This window comes from Bacillus cereus group sp. MYBK195-1 (assembly GCF_051916605.1).
Classification (GTDB): Bacteria; Bacillota; Bacilli; order Bacillales; family Bacillaceae_G; genus Bacillus_A; species Bacillus_A cereus.
In genome coordinates this window covers 19,105-36,464 of the sequence record NZ_JBQAGZ010000008.1, presented here as the reverse complement: position 1 = coordinate 36,464, position 17,360 = coordinate 19,105, and the positions used below count along the sequence as shown (strand labels likewise).

The window sequence follows — 17,360 nt, the reverse complement described above, 5'->3', positions numbered from 1 at the left end:
AAATAAAATTATTTACTTAAGGGGAGCTAGGAGACGATATCTTAGCTCCTTTTTAAATAAATGGAGGCGTGTGTTATGGCCAACTTATTTAGGAAAAAATCAGTAAGGAAATTGTTGCAAGATAGTGAAAGTAAGACTTTGACAAAAACATTGGGCGCATTTGACCTTACCATGCTAGGGATAGGTGCAATAATTGGTACAGGAGTACTTGTATTAACTGGATTAGTAGCCGCAAGAGATGCGGGTCCAGCAGTTATTTTTTCATTTATGATTGCCGCAATTGTTTGTGGGTTTGCAGCCCTATGTTATGCGGAAATCGCATCTGCTCTTCCAGTCTCGGGTAGTGTATACACCTATTCATATGCGACGATTGGTGAGTTTGTAGCCTACTTAATGGGATGGACTTTATTGTCTGTATATATAGTTACAACTGCCGCAGTAGCGGGTGGATGGACAGGCTATTTTCAAAACTTATTAAACGGGTTTGGGATTGAGATACCAAAATCACTTTTAAAAATTCCAACACAAGGTGGAATCGTTAACTTACCAGCAGTAATCATTACTTTGGTATTAACTTGGTTATTATCAAAAGGCACGAAAGAAAGTAAGCGAGTGAATAACGCAATGGTATTAATAAAAATTGGTATTGTTGTTTTATTCATTTCAGTTGGTATATTTTACGTAAAACCAGAAAACTGGATCCCGTTTGCACCTTATGGTATAAGCGGAATCTTTGCCGGAGGAGCTGCAGTATTTTTTGCCTTTTTAGGATTTGATGCGTTAGCAACATCTGCTGAAGAAGTAAAAAATCCACAACGTGATTTACCGATTGGTATTATTGCTTCGCTAGTTATTTGTACAATTATTTATGTTATAGTTTGTCTTGTTATGACTGGTATGGTTTCTTATAAGGAATTAGATGTACCAGAAGCAATGGCCTACGTATTAGAAGTTGTAGGACAAGATAAAGTAGCGGGTATAATCGCAGTTGGAGCTGTAATTGGTATTATGGCTGTAATTTTCGCTTACATTTATGCGACAACACGTGTATTCTTTGCGATGAGTCGTGACGGTTTATTACCAAAATCGTTTGCGAAAATTAATAAGAAGACAGAAGCACCAGTATTCTCAACTTGGTTAACAGGCATTGGTAGTGCTTTAATTGCTGGATTTATCGATTTAAAAGAATTATCGAATTTAGCGAATATTGGAGCGTTATTAACATTTGCGATGGTTGGTGTGTCAGTTATTATTCTTCGTAAAACACATCCAAATTTAAAACGTGGTTTCATGGTACCACTGGTACCAATCTTACCGATTATTTCAATAACATGTTGCTTATTTTTAATGGTAAATCTACCTTTAAAAACCTGGGTTTATTTCGGTATTTGGTTATTTATAGGGATAATAGTATATTTTATGTATTCTAAAAGACATAGTCAATTAAACAAACTATAAATGAGATATATCAGAGAAAAAGGTTATCACGACCTACATGTTTGAGCAAGTAGGATCCTTCTCTTTTGGGAAGTACCTTTTCTTTTTATAAAAAATTCAATTAAAAGAACTTGAAAGTTTATGTTATACGTAAAAAAGCGAATCTATTTTCAAAATAGATTCGCTTTTTTATCTCCTAATAACTTAAAAATTAAACTGAAATAGAAAAAGGAATTAATTATTCGGATGATAGTAAATGTCTTAGTGATTTCAATGTATATATGACAAATCAATTTGTATTTATTTCATTGATAGGATTTTACATAATATTAATTTTTTGTGAATTATTAATCTGAAAATAATTTGATTTAAAGTATTATTCATACGAAATGAATACCTTTATGTAATTTATTTGATTTATAAGATAGTTAAGCATACCAAATCAAAACATAAAAGCTCATTATTGATTGATATTTTATAAAGTTGTATTAATATGTGTCATAAAATAATATCAAAATATAATTATAAATAGAATAAGGGAGGACTATGTAAAAAAGTAATAAATACAAGTTCATGAACTGTTTTTGCACGTAAATACATGCTAAAGAAACCAAAACTATTAAATTGATCAAGGAAATGAGAGGGAGATACTATGGGGAATAAATCAAAGTATAAAACCAAAAGAATACTAGTAGCTACTGCAACATTAACTATAATTGCTTCTGGAATGGCTTCTTCATCAGATGTCTTTGCAGAGGAAACGCAGCAACAAAAAAATTTATCGACATCACTGCAAAGTGAAAAATCAGTTAAATCAGAAAATAGAACATTTACAGTCCCAGGAAAAGGGGATGTTGAGATACTGAAACAACAGGAAAGAAAAAGTATGGCATTTAGTCCATATGAACCAACTGGTTTATATGCAAAGCCAAATGAACAAATAACGATTAATGTGGAAGGTAATCAAGATATTCAGGTATATATTGGAACGTATTCGTATGATGCTTCTTGGAGAGAAGATTCAAAGATAAAATCATTTACATTAAAACCTGGTATAAACACAATCCAATCTCCAAATGGGGGGATGATTTATTTTTATAATAAACAACAAGGGGGTACCATTCGAACAACAATCACAACAGGTGGAACGACTATGCCTTTCTTTGAACTAGGAAAGCATACGAAACAAGATTTAATAAACATGCTGGACCAGTATCCTAATGCACATGCAGTGGAGTTAAAAGGCGAACGTGTATTAATTACGGCCAGCCCTGCACGTGTTAAGAAATATTTGTTGGGTTCTAATACAGATCCTGTACAACTCTTAAAAAAGATGGATGAAGCTACTCGAATTCAAGACAAAGTAGCTGGATTATCTGAAGAACAAGTAGATAAACATTATGTTCATTACGTAGAAGAAAATCATTCTCCTGATTATTATATGTATGCAACTTCTTATCGAACAGCATATGTAGGAGATGCAATCCAATACGTGCTAGATATTAATAAATTTGTAACAGATGGCTGGGGCCCTTGGCATGAGGCAGGACATTTGAGACAACAATCGCCCTGGAAGTTTTATAATATGACAGAAGTACAAAATAATATATACAGCCTTTCTGTAGAAAAAGCATTTAATCAACCATCCAACTTAGAGAAAAGTGGAATTTATCCAAAAGCATTTCAATATCTAGAACAAGGGAATAAAAATTATGATGAAATTAGCGATGTTTTTGTAAAGCTTGTTATGCTTTGGCAACTACAGTTAGCGTATGGAGAGGATTTCTATCCTAAATTGCATCAATTGTATAGAGACATGCCTTCAAGTGAACTTCCACAAACCGATGAAAATAAAAAACAATTATTTATGATTTCAGCATCAAAAGTAGCCAAACAAAATTTGATTCCTTTCTTTGAGAAGTGGGGATTACGTCCAAATAACGATACCATTCAAAAAGTAGCTGCATTAGGATATCCAATTTTAACAGCAGAGATTTGGAAGGGGACGGATTCTAATCCAATTAAACCAGATATACCTAATGTAAATAATATTTTAGAAGGAAACCAGTTTGCATGGTCGCTGAAAGGGATTGGAGATTTTGAATTCGCAAAAGTAAATTTAAATAAATCAACAGAAGAAATGCAAATTGATTTAAAAGCAGGTGTACCACATAACTACTTTGATAGTACATATGCAAGTATTAAAGTGCAAAACACATCAGGTAAAGTGGTCTATAATAAAGAGATTTATGGAAACAAACAACAAAATGCTGAATCGCAAAAAGTTTCGGTCAAGGTAGGAGACTATATAGAGTTAACACATCTAGAAGGTGTGCATAGAGCTACTCTCACAAATGTAGATAATAGTAAACAAGAGAGCTTTGGAAAAAAAGCCATATACGAAGTTACAAAAGAAGGTCTAAAGAAAGTAGAAAAAATGCCAGAAACAACAGTTTTAGATGGAAATCAATTTGCATGGTCATTAAAAGGATATAGTGATAGAGAAATTGCAAAAGTAAATTATGATAAAACAGTAGAAGAGATGAAGGTAAAACTAGAAGCAGGTGTACCCCATTCCTACTTTACTAGTACGTATGCGAGTATTAAGGTCCAGAATGCTTCTGGCAACGTTCTGTACAATAAGGAAATCGTGGGAAATAAACAACAAAATGCTGAAAGCCAAACTGTGCCCGTTAAAATAGGGGATTACATTGAACTTACTCATATAGAAGGGGAAGCAACAAAGGAAAAGACGCGAGCGACTTTAATTAACCTTGAAAATAACAAAAATGAAACCATTGGAAAGACAGCAAGATATCAAGTTACAAAAGAAGGCCTGAAGAAAGTAGAAAAAATGCCAGAAACAACAGTTTTAGATGGAAATCAATTTAACTGGTCTTTAAAGGGATATAATGATCGAGAAATCGCAAAAGTAGAGTATAACAAAGCAACAGAAAAAATGCAGATTAAATTAGAAGCGGGTATCCCCCATTCCTATTTTACTAGTACGTATGCAAGCATTAAAGTTCAAAACTCATCGGGCAATATATTGTACAATAAAGAAATTGTAGGAAATAGACAACAAAATGCTGAAAGCCAAACCGTTCCAGTTAAGGTAGGGGATTATATCGAGTTTACTCATATAGAGGGAGAAGCACAGAAGGAAAAGACCCGTGCCACACTTACTAATCTTGAGAATAGTAAACAGGAATTTGTAGGCAAGAAAAAAACATATCAAGTTACTCCTACAGGATTATTAATAAAATAGATAAAAAGGATGTCTAAAAAAATAGAATTTTTTTAGACATCCTTTTTTATTATTAAAAAATGCTAATTATTAATAGTGATATAGGATGAATTCTATAGCCCACTAACTATTATATATACTCAAAAAATCAAGTTATAGCTAATGTTCCAAGGATTGACACATCTATTCTTAGTTAATCATGTTATACTTTTCACAAGTGAAATGCTACAATATCAAATCCTAGTTTTATGACATCCTTCTGTTGCCACGGTTTATAAAAGGTCAATTCCAATGGGATTGACTTTTTATAGTTGTAGCACAAAGTTATAAACGCCCATATTTATTATAAGATAAATGTTGTAATTTCACGTACCGTATTTATGAATGTATAAATAATTACAATATGAAGAACTAAGGTATATGATTGTGATTTTTTTCACAAATATATACCTTAGTTCTTCAAAATTATTTCAAAAGGAGGTTATAAACAATGAAAAGAATTATAACACTGAGCACTTGTAAACTGCAAGATACTATAAAACATGGTGGGTGTGGTGCATGTCAGACATCTTGTCAGTCTGCTTGTAAAACCTCATGTGGAGTTGCAAATCAAAAGTGTGAAAATACAATAAATAGATAGGAAACAAGTAGTATTGTACTCAGTTATATTTTATATGGGCGGCAATCTTTATGAAAAAGGAGTTTGATTATCCAGTATGATTCATCAATATAAATTAAATGGATACAATATCGTGTTAGATACTTATAGCGGTTCGGTACATGTCGTTGACGATCTTGCTTATGAAATAATTATGCTATATGAGAATACTCCTATGGTAGAAATCCTGTCAATGATGCAGGAAAAGTATAAATATGATTTCCACGTTTCCGAGAAGGAAATTCGAGAAACAATTGCAGATATTGAAGAACTAAAAAGAGATGGGAAGCTTTTTACCGATGATGATTATAAGGACCTTTCAATTGATTTGATAAATCGTCCCACTTATGTGAAGGCTCTTTGCCTTAATGTTGCGCATACATGTAATCTGTCGTGTGAATACTGCTTTGCTAGCCAAGGAAAATACAATGGAAATAGGGCCATCATGAGTTATGAAGTTGGAAAAAGAGCCATCGATTTTCTATTAGAAAACTCAGGTAATCATCAAAATCTCGATGTTGATTTTTTTGGTGGGGAGCCACTCATGGCGTGGAAGACTGTCAAACAGATTGTCGCCTATGCAAGAAATAAAGAAAAAGAGTACAAAAAAACTTTTCGTTTTACCTTTACTACAAATGGTATGCTGCTTAATGATGAAATTACTGACTTCTTGAATCAGGAAATGCACAATGTTGTATTAAGCCTTGATGGAAGAAAAAAAGTTCATGATTATCTACGTAAAACTGTCAATGGGAAGGGTAGCTACAATCATATTGTTCCAAAGTTTCAGGAATTTGTTGAGAAGCGTGGAGATAAAGAATATTATGTACGTGGAACCTATACCCATAATAATGTCGATTTTACCAATGATATTTATCACATCGCTGATCTAGGTTTTAATAAGATATCAATGGAACCCGTTATCTGTAATCCAAGAGAACCATATGCGCTCGGTGAAGAAGATCTTTTGGAAATTTACAATCAATATGAAATTCTCTCGAAGGAAATGCTAAACCGTGAGGAAAAAGGAAGCGGTTTTACTTTCTATCATTACATGCTTGACCTTTCAGAAGGTCCATGCGTTCAAAAAAGAATTTCTGGTTGTGGTTCTGGGACTGAATACCTTGCTATTACCCCATGGGGGGAGATATTTCCTTGTCATCAGTTTGTTGGGGAAGAAGAATATAGTATGGGGAATATCTGGGATGGCATTACAAAAACAGAGATACAGTCTCAATTTAAGAAGAGTAATTGCTATTCAAAAACGGAATGTCAGGAATGTTGGGCACAGCTTTACTGTAGCGGCGGTTGCCCAGCTAATACAATACATGCAACGGGTTCCCTTAAGGGAACACATGAGTTCAGCTGTAAAATCTTCCGCAAGAGGATAGAATGTTCTATGATGGTTAAAGTAGCTCAATCCATTAGAGCTATGAAGAAGGAAGAACAAGCCATAGTTCAGTAAATACAAAAGTGCACAAGCGTTGTTATAGCATAAATTTATAAAGATAGTTACAAACAAAACTTCTTTAGTCCAATTTAGAATAAATGAGTTTAAAAGAAGATAGCCATTTGTAAGGGCTATCTTCTTTTGTAAAAAATATACAATTTATTCAATTATTTTTTCGATAACAGGCATAACAGCGATTGGTGGAATAGAGTGAGTCCATCCTACGGAAAATATATTTAGTTTTTCACCTACGCTATAGTTATCTTTGCTAGTAATAGGAACACGTAAAATTTTATTCTGAGAAGCTAATTCCCACCAATTATTTTGATAAGAAAGTGCCTCCTCTTTTGTATTAGTGTCAGCTACAACCAAATAATTATCATCTGCTGAAATAACATATCCAGTGAAAGGTATTTGTATTCTTACTTGTTCTTCCTTAATAGGAGTAGGATTACTTATAGAATCTGCCGAAGTAGGAGTTAATCCGAAAGCTAATCCACATCCTAGCGTCAGAGTGGTAACCACTGTTACTAATTTTTGTTTTTTTGAAAACATAATATAAATCCCCCTTATATTTTATCCGTACACCATCACCTTTCTATTTTTTTATATAGAAAGCCTTTTTAAATCCCTACATTTAACAATTATGTCACAAATAATCCATTATTTTTTTGAATAGGTATTATTTAAAGATAATATATGTTATAATTCACCAAATTAACTATTAATTGTACCTTTATCTTCTAGTGAACCTATATTTTTGAAAAGAATGATAGCGTTATCTTTTGTAAATGTTCCTATTTGCATGATTACCTAATTTTTATGTACAATAAAGAAAAGAGAGTTTCTTAGACAGGAAGAGGAAAGTCATGACCAAGTCATTAGTAAATTTACGAATTGATTTTGCTTTTAAGCAATTATTTGGGACAAGTGGTAGTGAGGATATTCTTATCACATTTTTAAATGCCATGCTAAAGAATTCATTAGAATCACCTATTATGTCACTACAATTAGAGGATCCACATTTACATCGAGAACACGAGGATGATAAATTATCAATTTTAGATGTCTCAGCCACATTAGACACAGGTACTAAAGTAAACGTAGAAATTCAGCTGAATAATAATCACGACATGATTAAACGAAGTTTGTATTACTGGGGTAAATTATATACTTCACAGTTACAAAAAGGGATGCCTTACAGCTCTCTTAGTAAAACAATTACTATTAATTTGTTAAACTTCGTACTTTTTCCCGAATATGAGGAATTTCATACAACGGGAAAGCTATGGAATGTACAACAGCAAAAGCAGTTTAGTGATGATATAGAGATTCATGTTATAGAGCTTCCTAAATTAATGGAACAATGGCGGGAAGAGAAGGTTAATCCGTGGGAAGATTCATTTGTTCGTTGGCTGTTATTACTTCCGGCAAATGAAGATGAACACTTAACTCAAACATTGGAGGACATTGCGATGAATCAAGATCCGATTTTACAAAAAGCAATGAATAAGTGGGAGCGAATGAGTCAAGATTCGACTTTCAGACAAGCCTATGAAGCGAGGGAAAAAACCCTAATGGATGAAGCTGCAAAGTTTGCTCATGCAGAGGAGCAAGGAATCAAAAAAGGTATTGAAAAGGGTATTGAAGAAGGGAAAAAAGCCGAGCGTATACAATTGGTATGTGGTATGTATAAAAACGGAATGTCTGTAGAGGATATTGCGAAATTTACGAAGTTACCTATAGAAGAAATAAGAGAAATTATCCAATTATAAATAAAAAAGAACACCTACAGCATTTTTAGGTGTTCTTTTTTATGATCAATAATGCCCATAATTATTAGTTGATGTATCGTCAGGAAAATAAGAATTTACAACATTAAATATTTTTTAAAGAACTATACATGGATGCTACGCTAAATACATGCTCTATATTCCATCATAATATTGTTAATAATTGTTTGGACGGGCAAAATCTCTTTGACTTCATTTACTCGTGCACCTGCGAAAACAAGACCATTTTCACAATCACCATCCATAGAGGTTATCAAAGAATCTAGCGTGCAGAAACGATAAGAACAGTTTTTTAAGCAATTTATACACTTTTTTATTTTTATTTTTTTATTATTATCAGCTATTAATTTAGTAAAGTTATTTTTTACCGCACGACCTTGGAGACCGACAGTTGTTTTGACTAATATAGTATCTTCTAATCGAGCATTTATATATTTTTCCTTAAAGGATAGTGGTGCGTCACACTCATTACTTGCAACGAATCTTGTCCCCATTTGCACACCAGATGCACCCATTTTTAAGGCACGAGCAATATCTTTCCCGGTCATAATTCCTCCAGCAGCAATTACGGGAATTTCGACTGCTGCAACTACTTCCGGTAAGATATCGAATAAAGGTCGCTCGGTACCCAGATGTCCTCCTGCTTCATGCCCCTCTACTACAACAGCGGCTGCACCTAATCGTTCAGATAATTTAGCGAGTTTGGCTGAGGAAACTATTGAAATAACTGGTATGCCGGCATTTTTCCCCCAAGTATACATATCTCGCGAAATGCCAGCACCAGATATGATGAAATCAACTTTTTCCTCAATGGCTGCTTTCATTTTTTCAGCAAAATCATTCATTGCAAAAAGGACATTTACTCCAATATAACCAGTATTCCGAATCTTTTCTTTCGCCTTCCTAATATGCATTCTCATTTCATCTATGGAAATACCAGTTCCTGATATTATCCCAATTCCTCCAGCATTTGCAACTGCAGATGCAAGTTTACTTAATGAAATGCCTACGCCCATTCCTCCCTGTAGAATTGGGACCTTTGGCATCATATGCCCGATTTTTAATTGTGGAAAGTTCAAGTAAATACCCCATTTCATTAATGTTATTAGAGTAGATCTGTTAAACCCCTTCAGTTTAACACGGTGTTTGGAACAAACACAGGAAATTAATACCTACTACTAGTAGTTTGTGATGTTTTTTGGTGGTTTTCACAAAATGTTCGAATAGTGCGCTATAAATTTTAGAATAATATCAAATGTATATTAAGGCTTCTGGATAAAAAACAACGAAATTTAGAATTTCTAATAAAAATGTCTTTAAAGAATTGATTTGTCAAAAATGAAGTGGGATGTAATCATTAATTATTTTAAGCGGGGATATGAACAGAGCTAAATAGAAATTTATCTCCTTTTTAATAAAAGTAATTTTTGTATTATAAGTGTTAAATAATCAATAGTTATAAAGGGGAAAATCTATGTTTTTAGTAATCTACACGATTGGATTAGAGACAATTAGATGTGTAGTACATTCTAGAAGTTTTAAATATCAATATTCCAAAAATCCTGATAATCAATATGCTTATCAAATTTTTTTAGTATTCTAATGATTTTAGTTGCAGATGTTAAAGTGGGAATACGATCCTTTTTATTTGCTAAATCACTTATCAGAGATTTACTTAATCCAGTTCTTTGTACAAGCCATTGTTGTTTGATTCCTCTGTGATCTAAATAATCACCAAATGGAGTTCTTTTTTTTCCTAGACCAAACATAAAGAATCCCTCCTAATTAAGAATGATGTATAAATAGCTTGTACAAAATTCCATAAATTTAAACTTTTGTCCATAAATATGGAATTATAATTTAGAACAAAGCATAGAATAATATAAATATAATGAAAAAATATGGAATAATTTTGAGGAATCTAGCATTCATAGTAATAGCTACAAGTTGCTGATACACTATCCTAATGGCAACTTGTTGCAAAGGGTATTACTAAAATAAAAAAATCTGAAACTCCTTATGCCAGAAGGGGTTTCAGATTTTTTCTTTTTTAGGTCTTTGATTTGTAGATACGTATTTTATAGATTATGATGCATAATATGGCGAATGATTAGAATGGATTAGCCGCTTATATAGTTTGATCGACCTTGTCACTAAGAAAATAGCTCTGTTTTAGATATGATGAAAGGAAATACTAACAAAAAATGTGAAATAAACAGATCAAATAATGGACGTTTAAAAATTTAGCCGCCTTTCGGTGGTTTTTTATTTGTGCTTACCGTGTGGGGACTAGATGTATTGGGAGTGGTAAATGTGAAGAAGAAAAATAACCACATTGTTATTCCATGAAAGAGGCTTATTTTCCAGTTATAGTTTTTCATCCTATACTGTGGTTATAAATGGAAGGTGTTATCCCATGTTTGTATGCATTTCCCTAGTTAATCAAGTTGGTGACTAAATTTATTCTATTAGTATTTCGTTTGTCCTCATTCACTATTAAATGGACTACTTCTTATCAATCTTCAAAATAAATTAAGTATTTTAACTTGTATTCCAGTTTTTCTTACCTATTTTAACGAAACACCACATATACACTCCAGATAAGCCCTAATATCTCTAGATAAACTCCAGATAAGCTTCATATAGACTCTAGATAACCTATATAAAATACAAATTATCAAGGAGGTAAGGAAAAATGAACTTTATGAAACGTGCAATTCTCAGTATGAAAAAAAGAGTCGGGACATCATTAATTTTGATGGCGGTCTTTCTGATTGTTACAAATTTAGTATTGGCCGGATTCGCAATTCAAAATGCATCAAAAAAAGCTGCGGATGCAGCAAGAAAAAAATTAGGTGCAGATGTCACTTTAGGTCTTGATTTTGATAAATTAGGTCAACAAACTAGGGAAACTGGAGAGATGCCTAAGCCACCAAAGCTCAACATTAAAGAAGCAGATCAATTAGCGAAGTCCAAGTATGTAAAAGATTATAATTACATAACCAATACTTTCGGAATTTCGGATGGATTTAAACTAGTAGGTGCTTCAGAAGGAGAAGATGAAGGAAAAGGTAGAGTTGGAATGGTGGCAGCAGCGGGTGGATCAGGTTCGGGCTCAGAAATAGATATGAATTCTTCTCTTATGATAGAAGGAGTTCGTAAAACTGTATTACAAGAAAATTTTAAAAATGGAAAAAGTAAAATCATTGATGGGAAACCAATTACAGAAAAGATGAAAGATCAGAATGTAACTTTAATGGAAAAACGATTAGCGGAACAAAACAATTTGAAAGTAGGAGATAAGATTAAAATTCAATCAGGGGATAAGAAGCAAACTCTTGAATTTGAAATTATTGGTATTTATGAAACAAATGAGCAACCAATGGGTCAGCATGCTCCTCCTATGATGGATCCAGCTAATAAGCTATATATGCCTTACTCTACTTTAAAAAAATTAGAAACAGATGACGGTATGGGTAATAGTTTTCAAGCCGTGTACTTCTTGAACGATCCACAATACATTGATGGATTTAAAAAAGAAGCAAAAAAATCTGATATTGATTTTAATTATTTTAAGTTAGATGCACATGATTCGTTGTACAAACAAATGATTGGTCCTATCGAAAATATCGCTTCTACTTCTCAAATGATTATCTATATGGTATCTATTGCAGGTGCAATTATCTTAGGATTAATTATTATGTTATCGATTAAAGCACGTCGTAAGGAAATGGGAATTTTATTGTCCATTGGAGAGAAAAAATGGAAACTGATGGCGCAGTTCATAGTAGAAGTAGTATGTATCGCTATTTTAGCATTTGGATTATCTCTAACAACAGGAGCTAAAGTTTCTCAATTCGTAGGGGATAATTTACTTTCGAGTGAAGTTGCTACAGCAGGCGAAGAAACAGACACTTCACAAAATGGGGCTGTAATGGTGGCTGGACCAGGTGGAACTGTACAAAATCAAAAAGAGGATCCAATAGATAAAATTAACGTAAGTGTAACAGGAGAAGACGTAGGGAAAATGGGAGGGATTGGACTAGCTATTGCTATATTAGCAACTATTTTGCCAGCATTATCTATTCTACGCTTAAATCCAAAACAAATTCTTTTAAAAGATGAATAAGGAGGCTCGATATGGAGACGATTTTACAATTTAAAAACTTAGATTATTATTATGAAAGTAACGGAAAAAAAGTAAAGATACTAGATAATGTTAATTTTTCTTTTCAAAAAGGGCATTTCTACACGATTTTAGGACCATCTGGATCTGGTAAAACCACCACGCTTAGCTTAGGTTGTGGGCTTGATATACCTAAAAATGGTTATGTACTTTATAATGGCAAGGATATTCGAAAAATTGGTTTGGATCGATACCGTAATCAAAATGTATCCGTAATTTTCCAATCCTATAATTTAATTACCTATATGACTGCCATTCAGAATGTACTAACGGCAATGGAAATTACAGGTGTAAAGGTGAAAAATAAAAAAGCAAGAGCATTAGAATTATTAGAGAAGGTAGGACTCACAGAAGTAGAAGCGAAAAGAAATGTCTTACAACTAAGCGGTGGACAACAACAACGTGTAGCAATTGCCCGAGCACTATCTTGTAATGTTGATTTATTGATTGCGGATGAGCCGACAGGAAACCTTGATGAAGAAACAGCAAATGACATTATTGATTTGTTCCAGGAGCTCGCTCATCAAGAAAATAAATGTGTAATTGTTGTAACGCATTCTCAGGAAGTTGCAAAAAAATCGGATCGAGCTGTTTATTTAAGTCAGAAAAAATTAGCAGTAAAAGATGCACCTAGCATCTAAAAAACAAATACCACGACTAGAAGAGTGTGTGGGGTATGGAAATCGTGAAAATGATAAATAACTAGTTAATTATTTTCCGAAAAAATATATGATTAATTTAAAAAGGAATGGAGATAAAAATCTCCATTCCTTTTTAGATAGATAATTAAACCTTATTTAACAGCCTCTTTTAAAGCTTTTCCAGCTTTAAATCCAGGTACTTTTCCTCCTGGGATATGCATTTCTTCGCCCGTTTGGGGATTGCGACCAGTACGTGCAGAACGCTTACGTACTTCAAATGTACCAAATCCAATTAACTGTACGGATTGCTCTTTTTGAAGAGATTGCGTAATTTGATCTAGGATAGCTTGTACAGATACGGTAGCCTCTTTTTTAGTAAGTGATGTTTTCTCAGATACTTGGTTAATTAGTTCTGTTTTATTCATTATGAACCTCCATTAAATAATATTTGTTAATTTAATTTTATAGTATAGTATGTTTTCAAGAAAGGGAAACTTCTATATAAATATAATATAAAAAATGAAGATACTTTTAGAGTTTTGTATGGGGGATTAGGTAATCTATACAATATAAATAGTTAAATAGGGGGGATTGTATTGTAGAGAAGATACAGGCTACCCATTTGCATAATTTTAAACTAGAAATAAAAATTAATTAATTGAAGTAGTAACACTTAATTATAAATTTAAGAGGAAATAGACCCAAACAAAAAATTCACACCTTTTAATTAAAAGTGTGTGAATTTCTTGTTTTGGGTGCTTAAAATTTTTAAGTCAATGATTAAACGTCGGAAATTAAGTTATATATTAGACTTCTCAGCAATATTAAACATATATGGCGTAAAGATTAAAAAGAAACCCAATATCACCATCAAAGAATTTAATGAAAATAAAGAAGAGTTGTTAATGAAAGATGATCCAAAAATAATTACAAAAGTCATACCAGTTCCACGCAAAATAGATTTAAAAGAAACAGAATTTGTCATCATTTCAAATGATTTCAATTGTAAATTTTGAATTGATTTAGCTACTTTGGTTTTCGTGTTCAATCCTTCTTTCTAAAAAATAAGGTATATACTATATTCATTGTATTCCTGGGTGTTTTGAAATTCAAATTTTTATTTTTGTGTAACAAATCAGTGGGTATTAGGAAGCAGGGTAAATTGCTTTATATGTAGGAGGGAACCGAAAGATATCTATATCTTCTTTAAGATAATGACTTAGCTTTATAGAAAAAGAAGAACGCTTTCTCTTAAACTGAATCTCTCTAATTTCGACTTGATAGTAATAGGATTTTCTCTTTAATTTAGTGAAGAAATAGACGTTCTCTTGTATGAAAAGAAGCGAGCTTGATATAATCTATAAAATTAACCGATTGTACTTGTAAATAAAAATAGCATGATAGCAATTGATAAAAACAGGTATATTATATAAATTGTCAGCAATATATATCATCCCTTTCTATTGATATACGTATCATACAAACATAATCTGTAGTATATATGGAGTTTATGGGTAGTTAGTGTAATGATTATTATAATAATTTTTTAGTTGTGAGAAAGAATAGGAGAATCAACTATTACTTATTGATTTTATATCGTTATTTTAAGAAAACAGAATATGTTTTACAGTCAGTTTTTCTATGCTATAAGTATCATTAAGATACGGTAGTTACTGCTCATTGGTCATAAGTAGTTATTTGAAATCAAGAAGGAACGCCTTTACTATAAATAAATTATATATAGAAAGGTGATATGATTATGTATTTATATGAAAGTAACGGGGAACGAAACCAAGAAATGTTATTTTCTATATAATGTGTTTCCGCGAATAAAGTTGAAATAAATCAATTACCAACATGGAATGAAATTGTAGTTATTGTACTTTTACTTTTAGGACGTTCAGCGGTTTGTTAATTTGTATTTTAATTATTTTTATAAAATAAAACATTTTAATCTAAATATGAATTGTTTCCAAAAACAAAAAAGAATCTAGTGGAATTTCTAGATTCTTTTTTATTTTATAATCCTAAAGATATGTCACATGAAATTTTTTTAAGTTCACTGGATTCTTTATTTCCTTTAATATAGCATACCTGGAGAGACTGCTCTTTTGATACATAAGGTAATTGAACTTCTTAAGCCGAAGGAGGGATAAAGAAATCCTTTAAAAAATTTAATTGGTGATAGCATATACTTTTACTGTAAATGGGTGATTCACACCACTTGGATTTGCGATATAATATTTAGAATTTGTATCTGCTGCAGTCCTGGACTCATTTGAAATATTGCTCCAACTAACACGATCTAGACCCAGAGAAACATCGACCATAATATTGAAAGAGATACTGTCAGAAGTCTCTCCCTGGGTAGGTTCAATAATCCATTTTAAACCGATTGTCCCTGGGGGTAAATTATTTATACTAAAGTTTTGGCTGGATCGGTTCTTTTCTCCAGGCAATGGCTTAGAGTCAGAAGAAATTTGGGAAATTAATATCTCTTTTTCATTAACGTTTATCCCATTTAATTTAATGATACTATCTATTAAACCTGGACCTGGAAAATCAGCTGCAATGATACCAGAATGTCTGATACCACCTTGTAGTATGAAATCTGTCCCCATTGTATTCATTCCACCATAAAATACTTGACCGTTTGTATCACGAGGGAAGTCTTTCCATTCATTTGTTGTGTTTTTTTGAATTAACTGTGGGTTACTACCAGTATCTCGATTTTCCTTTCCACTTGCAACAAACCAAGGATAATAATTATTCCATAATGCTGTAGCGCCACCTGTACCACTAAAATGGTTGAGATAGATATGATTATTGTTAGAGTCGTTATTTGCCTTTAGAAGCTGGTTTTTTACTGCACTCCATTTTTCATACATTCCATCCGGTCCAGCGCTAACTTCAAAATTATCTTGGATATTTAATGATTCATAATTAATACCGTATTCTTGAGATGCTGCGAAGTTTTGTAGTATTACAATTTTTCCGCGGATATCTCCTAACTTAGGGTTATTTCTTTCTGAAAATGGAACAGAATTAGGTTCCCAAAAGTAGGACACATTACGGTCTTTATAACTTTTAAATATCTCCTCGAATGACTGTGAGCCGTTCTCTGGATCAGTTTCCTCTTTTAAGCGCATTAAAATTGTTTCATGAGGGTTGTCTCTTAAAAATTGGATTGTTTCTTTTAATACATCTTCAAACATTGCTTTTTGATTTACAATACCATGCTGCATGGCAAAAGAATTTTTCACACGTTTAACACGCATGTCTACATACCGTATTCCTGCATTGAACTGCTGAGGTAGGGGCATTGTTTGATTTCTTGTCAAATTCTCATCAATAAAACTCGCTCCATGTAAAGCCATAGAACCATGAGTACCTGGAATAGATAATTCGCTTATTCTTTTTGTATCTTCCAATTTTGACATCCAGTTTGGATTTCGATAACCTAAATCGGAGTCATATGAATAACCTGAATGTCTATCAGCAAATACTATTGAAGTTGTACATAAACTCGCTAGTGTAAAACAAGTAAGAATCCCGAATTTTAAGTGTTTTATAATCTTTATTTTCTTCATTATATCTCTCCTGATTTTAAACAGATTAGTCTTATATAATAATTTAGGTGCTTTTACCATATGCATAAAGTCCAGCATGAGAATAATAGACTGTATTAATTTGAAAATTTAGTTTTTATAAATAGTGCCAAATTTATAATAGGTACCAAAAGGTTTGTAAAGTTAAAAAGAAAGTAAGTCAAATAAGATAATATGTTAGCTACCATCAGATTTACTATTTTCATTTGCCTTAAAATATTGTGTTAGGTTTAAAATTTAGAGTGGGATATTCTCATTTAGATTTGCTCAAAAGCCATCGTGCACTGGGAACATAAGTTTAGAAATGTAATCATAAAAGGGTGGAAAGGCCAAAATAATC

13 protein-coding genes are annotated in these 17,360 nt (G+C 32.5%); 8 read left to right on the top strand and 5 right to left on the bottom strand.

Features of this window, described 5'->3' with window-relative positions:
* Positions 1-75: 75 nt before the first annotated feature.
* The 4 genes from ACTFRY_RS24445 to scfB all read left to right on the top strand — a co-directional run bounded on the left by ACTFRY_RS24445 (position 76) and on the right by scfB (position 6,807).
* A complete protein-coding gene (locus ACTFRY_RS24445) occupies positions 76-1,458 on the top strand; it encodes an amino acid permease (protein WP_001284908.1) in 1,383 nt (460 codons plus the stop codon).
* A 631-nt stretch (positions 1,459-2,089) separates the two neighbouring features.
* On the top strand, positions 2,090-4,705 hold the full coding sequence (locus ACTFRY_RS24440) for a putative mucin/carbohydrate-binding domain-containing protein (RefSeq protein ID WP_368970758.1): 2,616 nt from the start codon (positions 2,090-2,092) through the stop codon (positions 4,703-4,705).
* 469 nt (positions 4,706-5,174) lie between these two features.
* Positions 5,175-5,324, top strand: coding sequence for a six-cysteine ranthipeptide SCIFF (gene scfA, locus ACTFRY_RS24435; protein ID WP_000821352.1), 150 nt, complete (start codon positions 5,175-5,177; stop codon positions 5,322-5,324).
* 76 nt (positions 5,325-5,400) lie between these two features.
* Positions 5,401-6,807 (top strand): thioether cross-link-forming SCIFF peptide maturase, encoded by a 1,407-nt coding sequence (gene scfB, locus ACTFRY_RS24430; protein WP_000581826.1) that lies wholly within the window; start codon positions 5,401-5,403, stop codon positions 6,805-6,807.
* 144 nt (positions 6,808-6,951) lie between these two features.
* On the opposite strand, the gene ACTFRY_RS24425 is transcribed toward scfB, so the two are convergent.
* A complete protein-coding gene (locus tag ACTFRY_RS24425; RefSeq protein WP_000491772.1) occupies positions 6,952-7,347 on the bottom strand; it encodes a DUF3221 domain-containing protein in 396 nt (131 codons plus the stop codon).
* 314 nt (positions 7,348-7,661) lie between these two features.
* On the opposite strand from ACTFRY_RS24425, the gene ACTFRY_RS24420 reads away from it, so the two are divergent.
* Entirely contained in the window at positions 7,662-8,567 is a 906-nt protein-coding gene (locus tag ACTFRY_RS24420) for an Rpn family recombination-promoting nuclease/putative transposase (protein ID WP_000167466.1), read from the top strand.
* Between the two features lie 140 nt (positions 8,568-8,707).
* Here the strand turns inward: ACTFRY_RS24420 and ACTFRY_RS24415 are convergent, their stop codons facing one another.
* Positions 8,708-9,682, bottom strand: a complete 975-nt coding sequence (locus ACTFRY_RS24415) for an NAD(P)H-dependent flavin oxidoreductase (protein WP_000871005.1) — start codon at positions 9,680-9,682, stop codon at positions 8,708-8,710.
* Between the two features lie 441 nt (positions 9,683-10,123).
* The gene (locus ACTFRY_RS24410) at positions 10,124-10,354 is read right to left on the bottom strand and encodes a helix-turn-helix domain-containing protein (protein ID WP_000467331.1); all 231 of its coding nucleotides are present in this window, start codon (positions 10,352-10,354) and stop codon (positions 10,124-10,126) included.
* A 926-nt stretch (positions 10,355-11,280) separates the two neighbouring features.
* On the opposite strand from ACTFRY_RS24410, the gene ACTFRY_RS24405 reads away from it, so the two are divergent.
* A complete protein-coding gene (locus tag ACTFRY_RS24405; protein ID WP_025966272.1) occupies positions 11,281-12,714 on the top strand; it encodes an ABC transporter permease in 1,434 nt (477 codons plus the stop codon).
* Between the two features lie 11 nt (positions 12,715-12,725).
* On the top strand, positions 12,726-13,412 hold the full coding sequence (locus tag ACTFRY_RS24400) for an ABC transporter ATP-binding protein (protein WP_000447832.1): 687 nt from the start codon (positions 12,726-12,728) through the stop codon (positions 13,410-13,412).
* Between the two features lie 152 nt (positions 13,413-13,564).
* Here ACTFRY_RS24400 and ACTFRY_RS24395 read toward each other — a convergent pair whose 3' ends face one another.
* On the bottom strand, positions 13,565-13,837 hold the full coding sequence (locus ACTFRY_RS24395; protein ID WP_001043922.1) for an HU family DNA-binding protein: 273 nt from the start codon (positions 13,835-13,837) through the stop codon (positions 13,565-13,567).
* 321 nt (positions 13,838-14,158) lie between these two features.
* Here ACTFRY_RS24395 and ACTFRY_RS24390 point away from each other — a divergent pair, with 321 nt between their 5' ends.
* A complete protein-coding gene (locus ACTFRY_RS24390) occupies positions 14,159-14,428 on the top strand; it encodes a hypothetical protein (protein WP_000498950.1) in 270 nt (89 codons plus the stop codon).
* A 1,158-nt stretch (positions 14,429-15,586) separates the two neighbouring features.
* On the opposite strand, the gene ACTFRY_RS24385 is transcribed toward ACTFRY_RS24390, so the two are convergent.
* Entirely contained in the window at positions 15,587-17,002 is a 1,416-nt protein-coding gene (locus ACTFRY_RS24385; RefSeq protein ID WP_000721291.1) for a phosphatidylinositol-specific phospholipase C, read from the bottom strand.
* Between the last annotated feature and the right edge of the window lie 358 nt (positions 17,003-17,360).

Bases quoted from the DNA above. Each gene is read 5' to 3' on its own strand.
- ACTFRY_RS24445 (WP_001284908.1), top strand. From the start codon at position 76: ATGGCCAACTTATTTAGGAAAAAATCAGTAAGGAAATTGTTGCAAGAT.
- ACTFRY_RS24440 (WP_368970758.1), top strand. From the start codon at position 2,090: ATGGGGAATAAATCAAAGTATAAAACCAAAAGAATACTAGTAGCTACT.
- scfA (WP_000821352.1), top strand. From the start codon at position 5,175: ATGAAAAGAATTATAACACTGAGCACTTGTAAACTGCAAGATACTATA.
- scfB (WP_000581826.1), top strand. From the start codon at position 5,401: ATGATTCATCAATATAAATTAAATGGATACAATATCGTGTTAGATACT.
- ACTFRY_RS24425 (WP_000491772.1), bottom strand. From the start codon at position 7,347: ATGTTTTCAAAAAAACAAAAATTAGTAACAGTGGTTACCACTCTGACG.
- ACTFRY_RS24420 (WP_000167466.1), top strand. From the start codon at position 7,662: ATGACCAAGTCATTAGTAAATTTACGAATTGATTTTGCTTTTAAGCAA.
- ACTFRY_RS24415 (WP_000871005.1), bottom strand. From the start codon at position 9,682: ATGAAATGGGGTATTTACTTGAACTTTCCACAATTAAAAATCGGGCAT.
- ACTFRY_RS24410 (WP_000467331.1), bottom strand. From the start codon at position 10,354: ATGTTTGGTCTAGGAAAAAAAAGAACTCCATTTGGTGATTATTTAGAT.
- ACTFRY_RS24405 (WP_025966272.1), top strand. From the start codon at position 11,281: ATGAACTTTATGAAACGTGCAATTCTCAGTATGAAAAAAAGAGTCGGG.
- ACTFRY_RS24400 (WP_000447832.1), top strand. From the start codon at position 12,726: ATGGAGACGATTTTACAATTTAAAAACTTAGATTATTATTATGAAAGT.
- ACTFRY_RS24395 (WP_001043922.1), bottom strand. From the start codon at position 13,837: ATGAATAAAACAGAACTAATTAACCAAGTATCTGAGAAAACATCACTT.
- ACTFRY_RS24385 (WP_000721291.1), bottom strand. From the start codon at position 17,002: ATGAAGAAAATAAAGATTATAAAACACTTAAAATTCGGGATTCTTACT.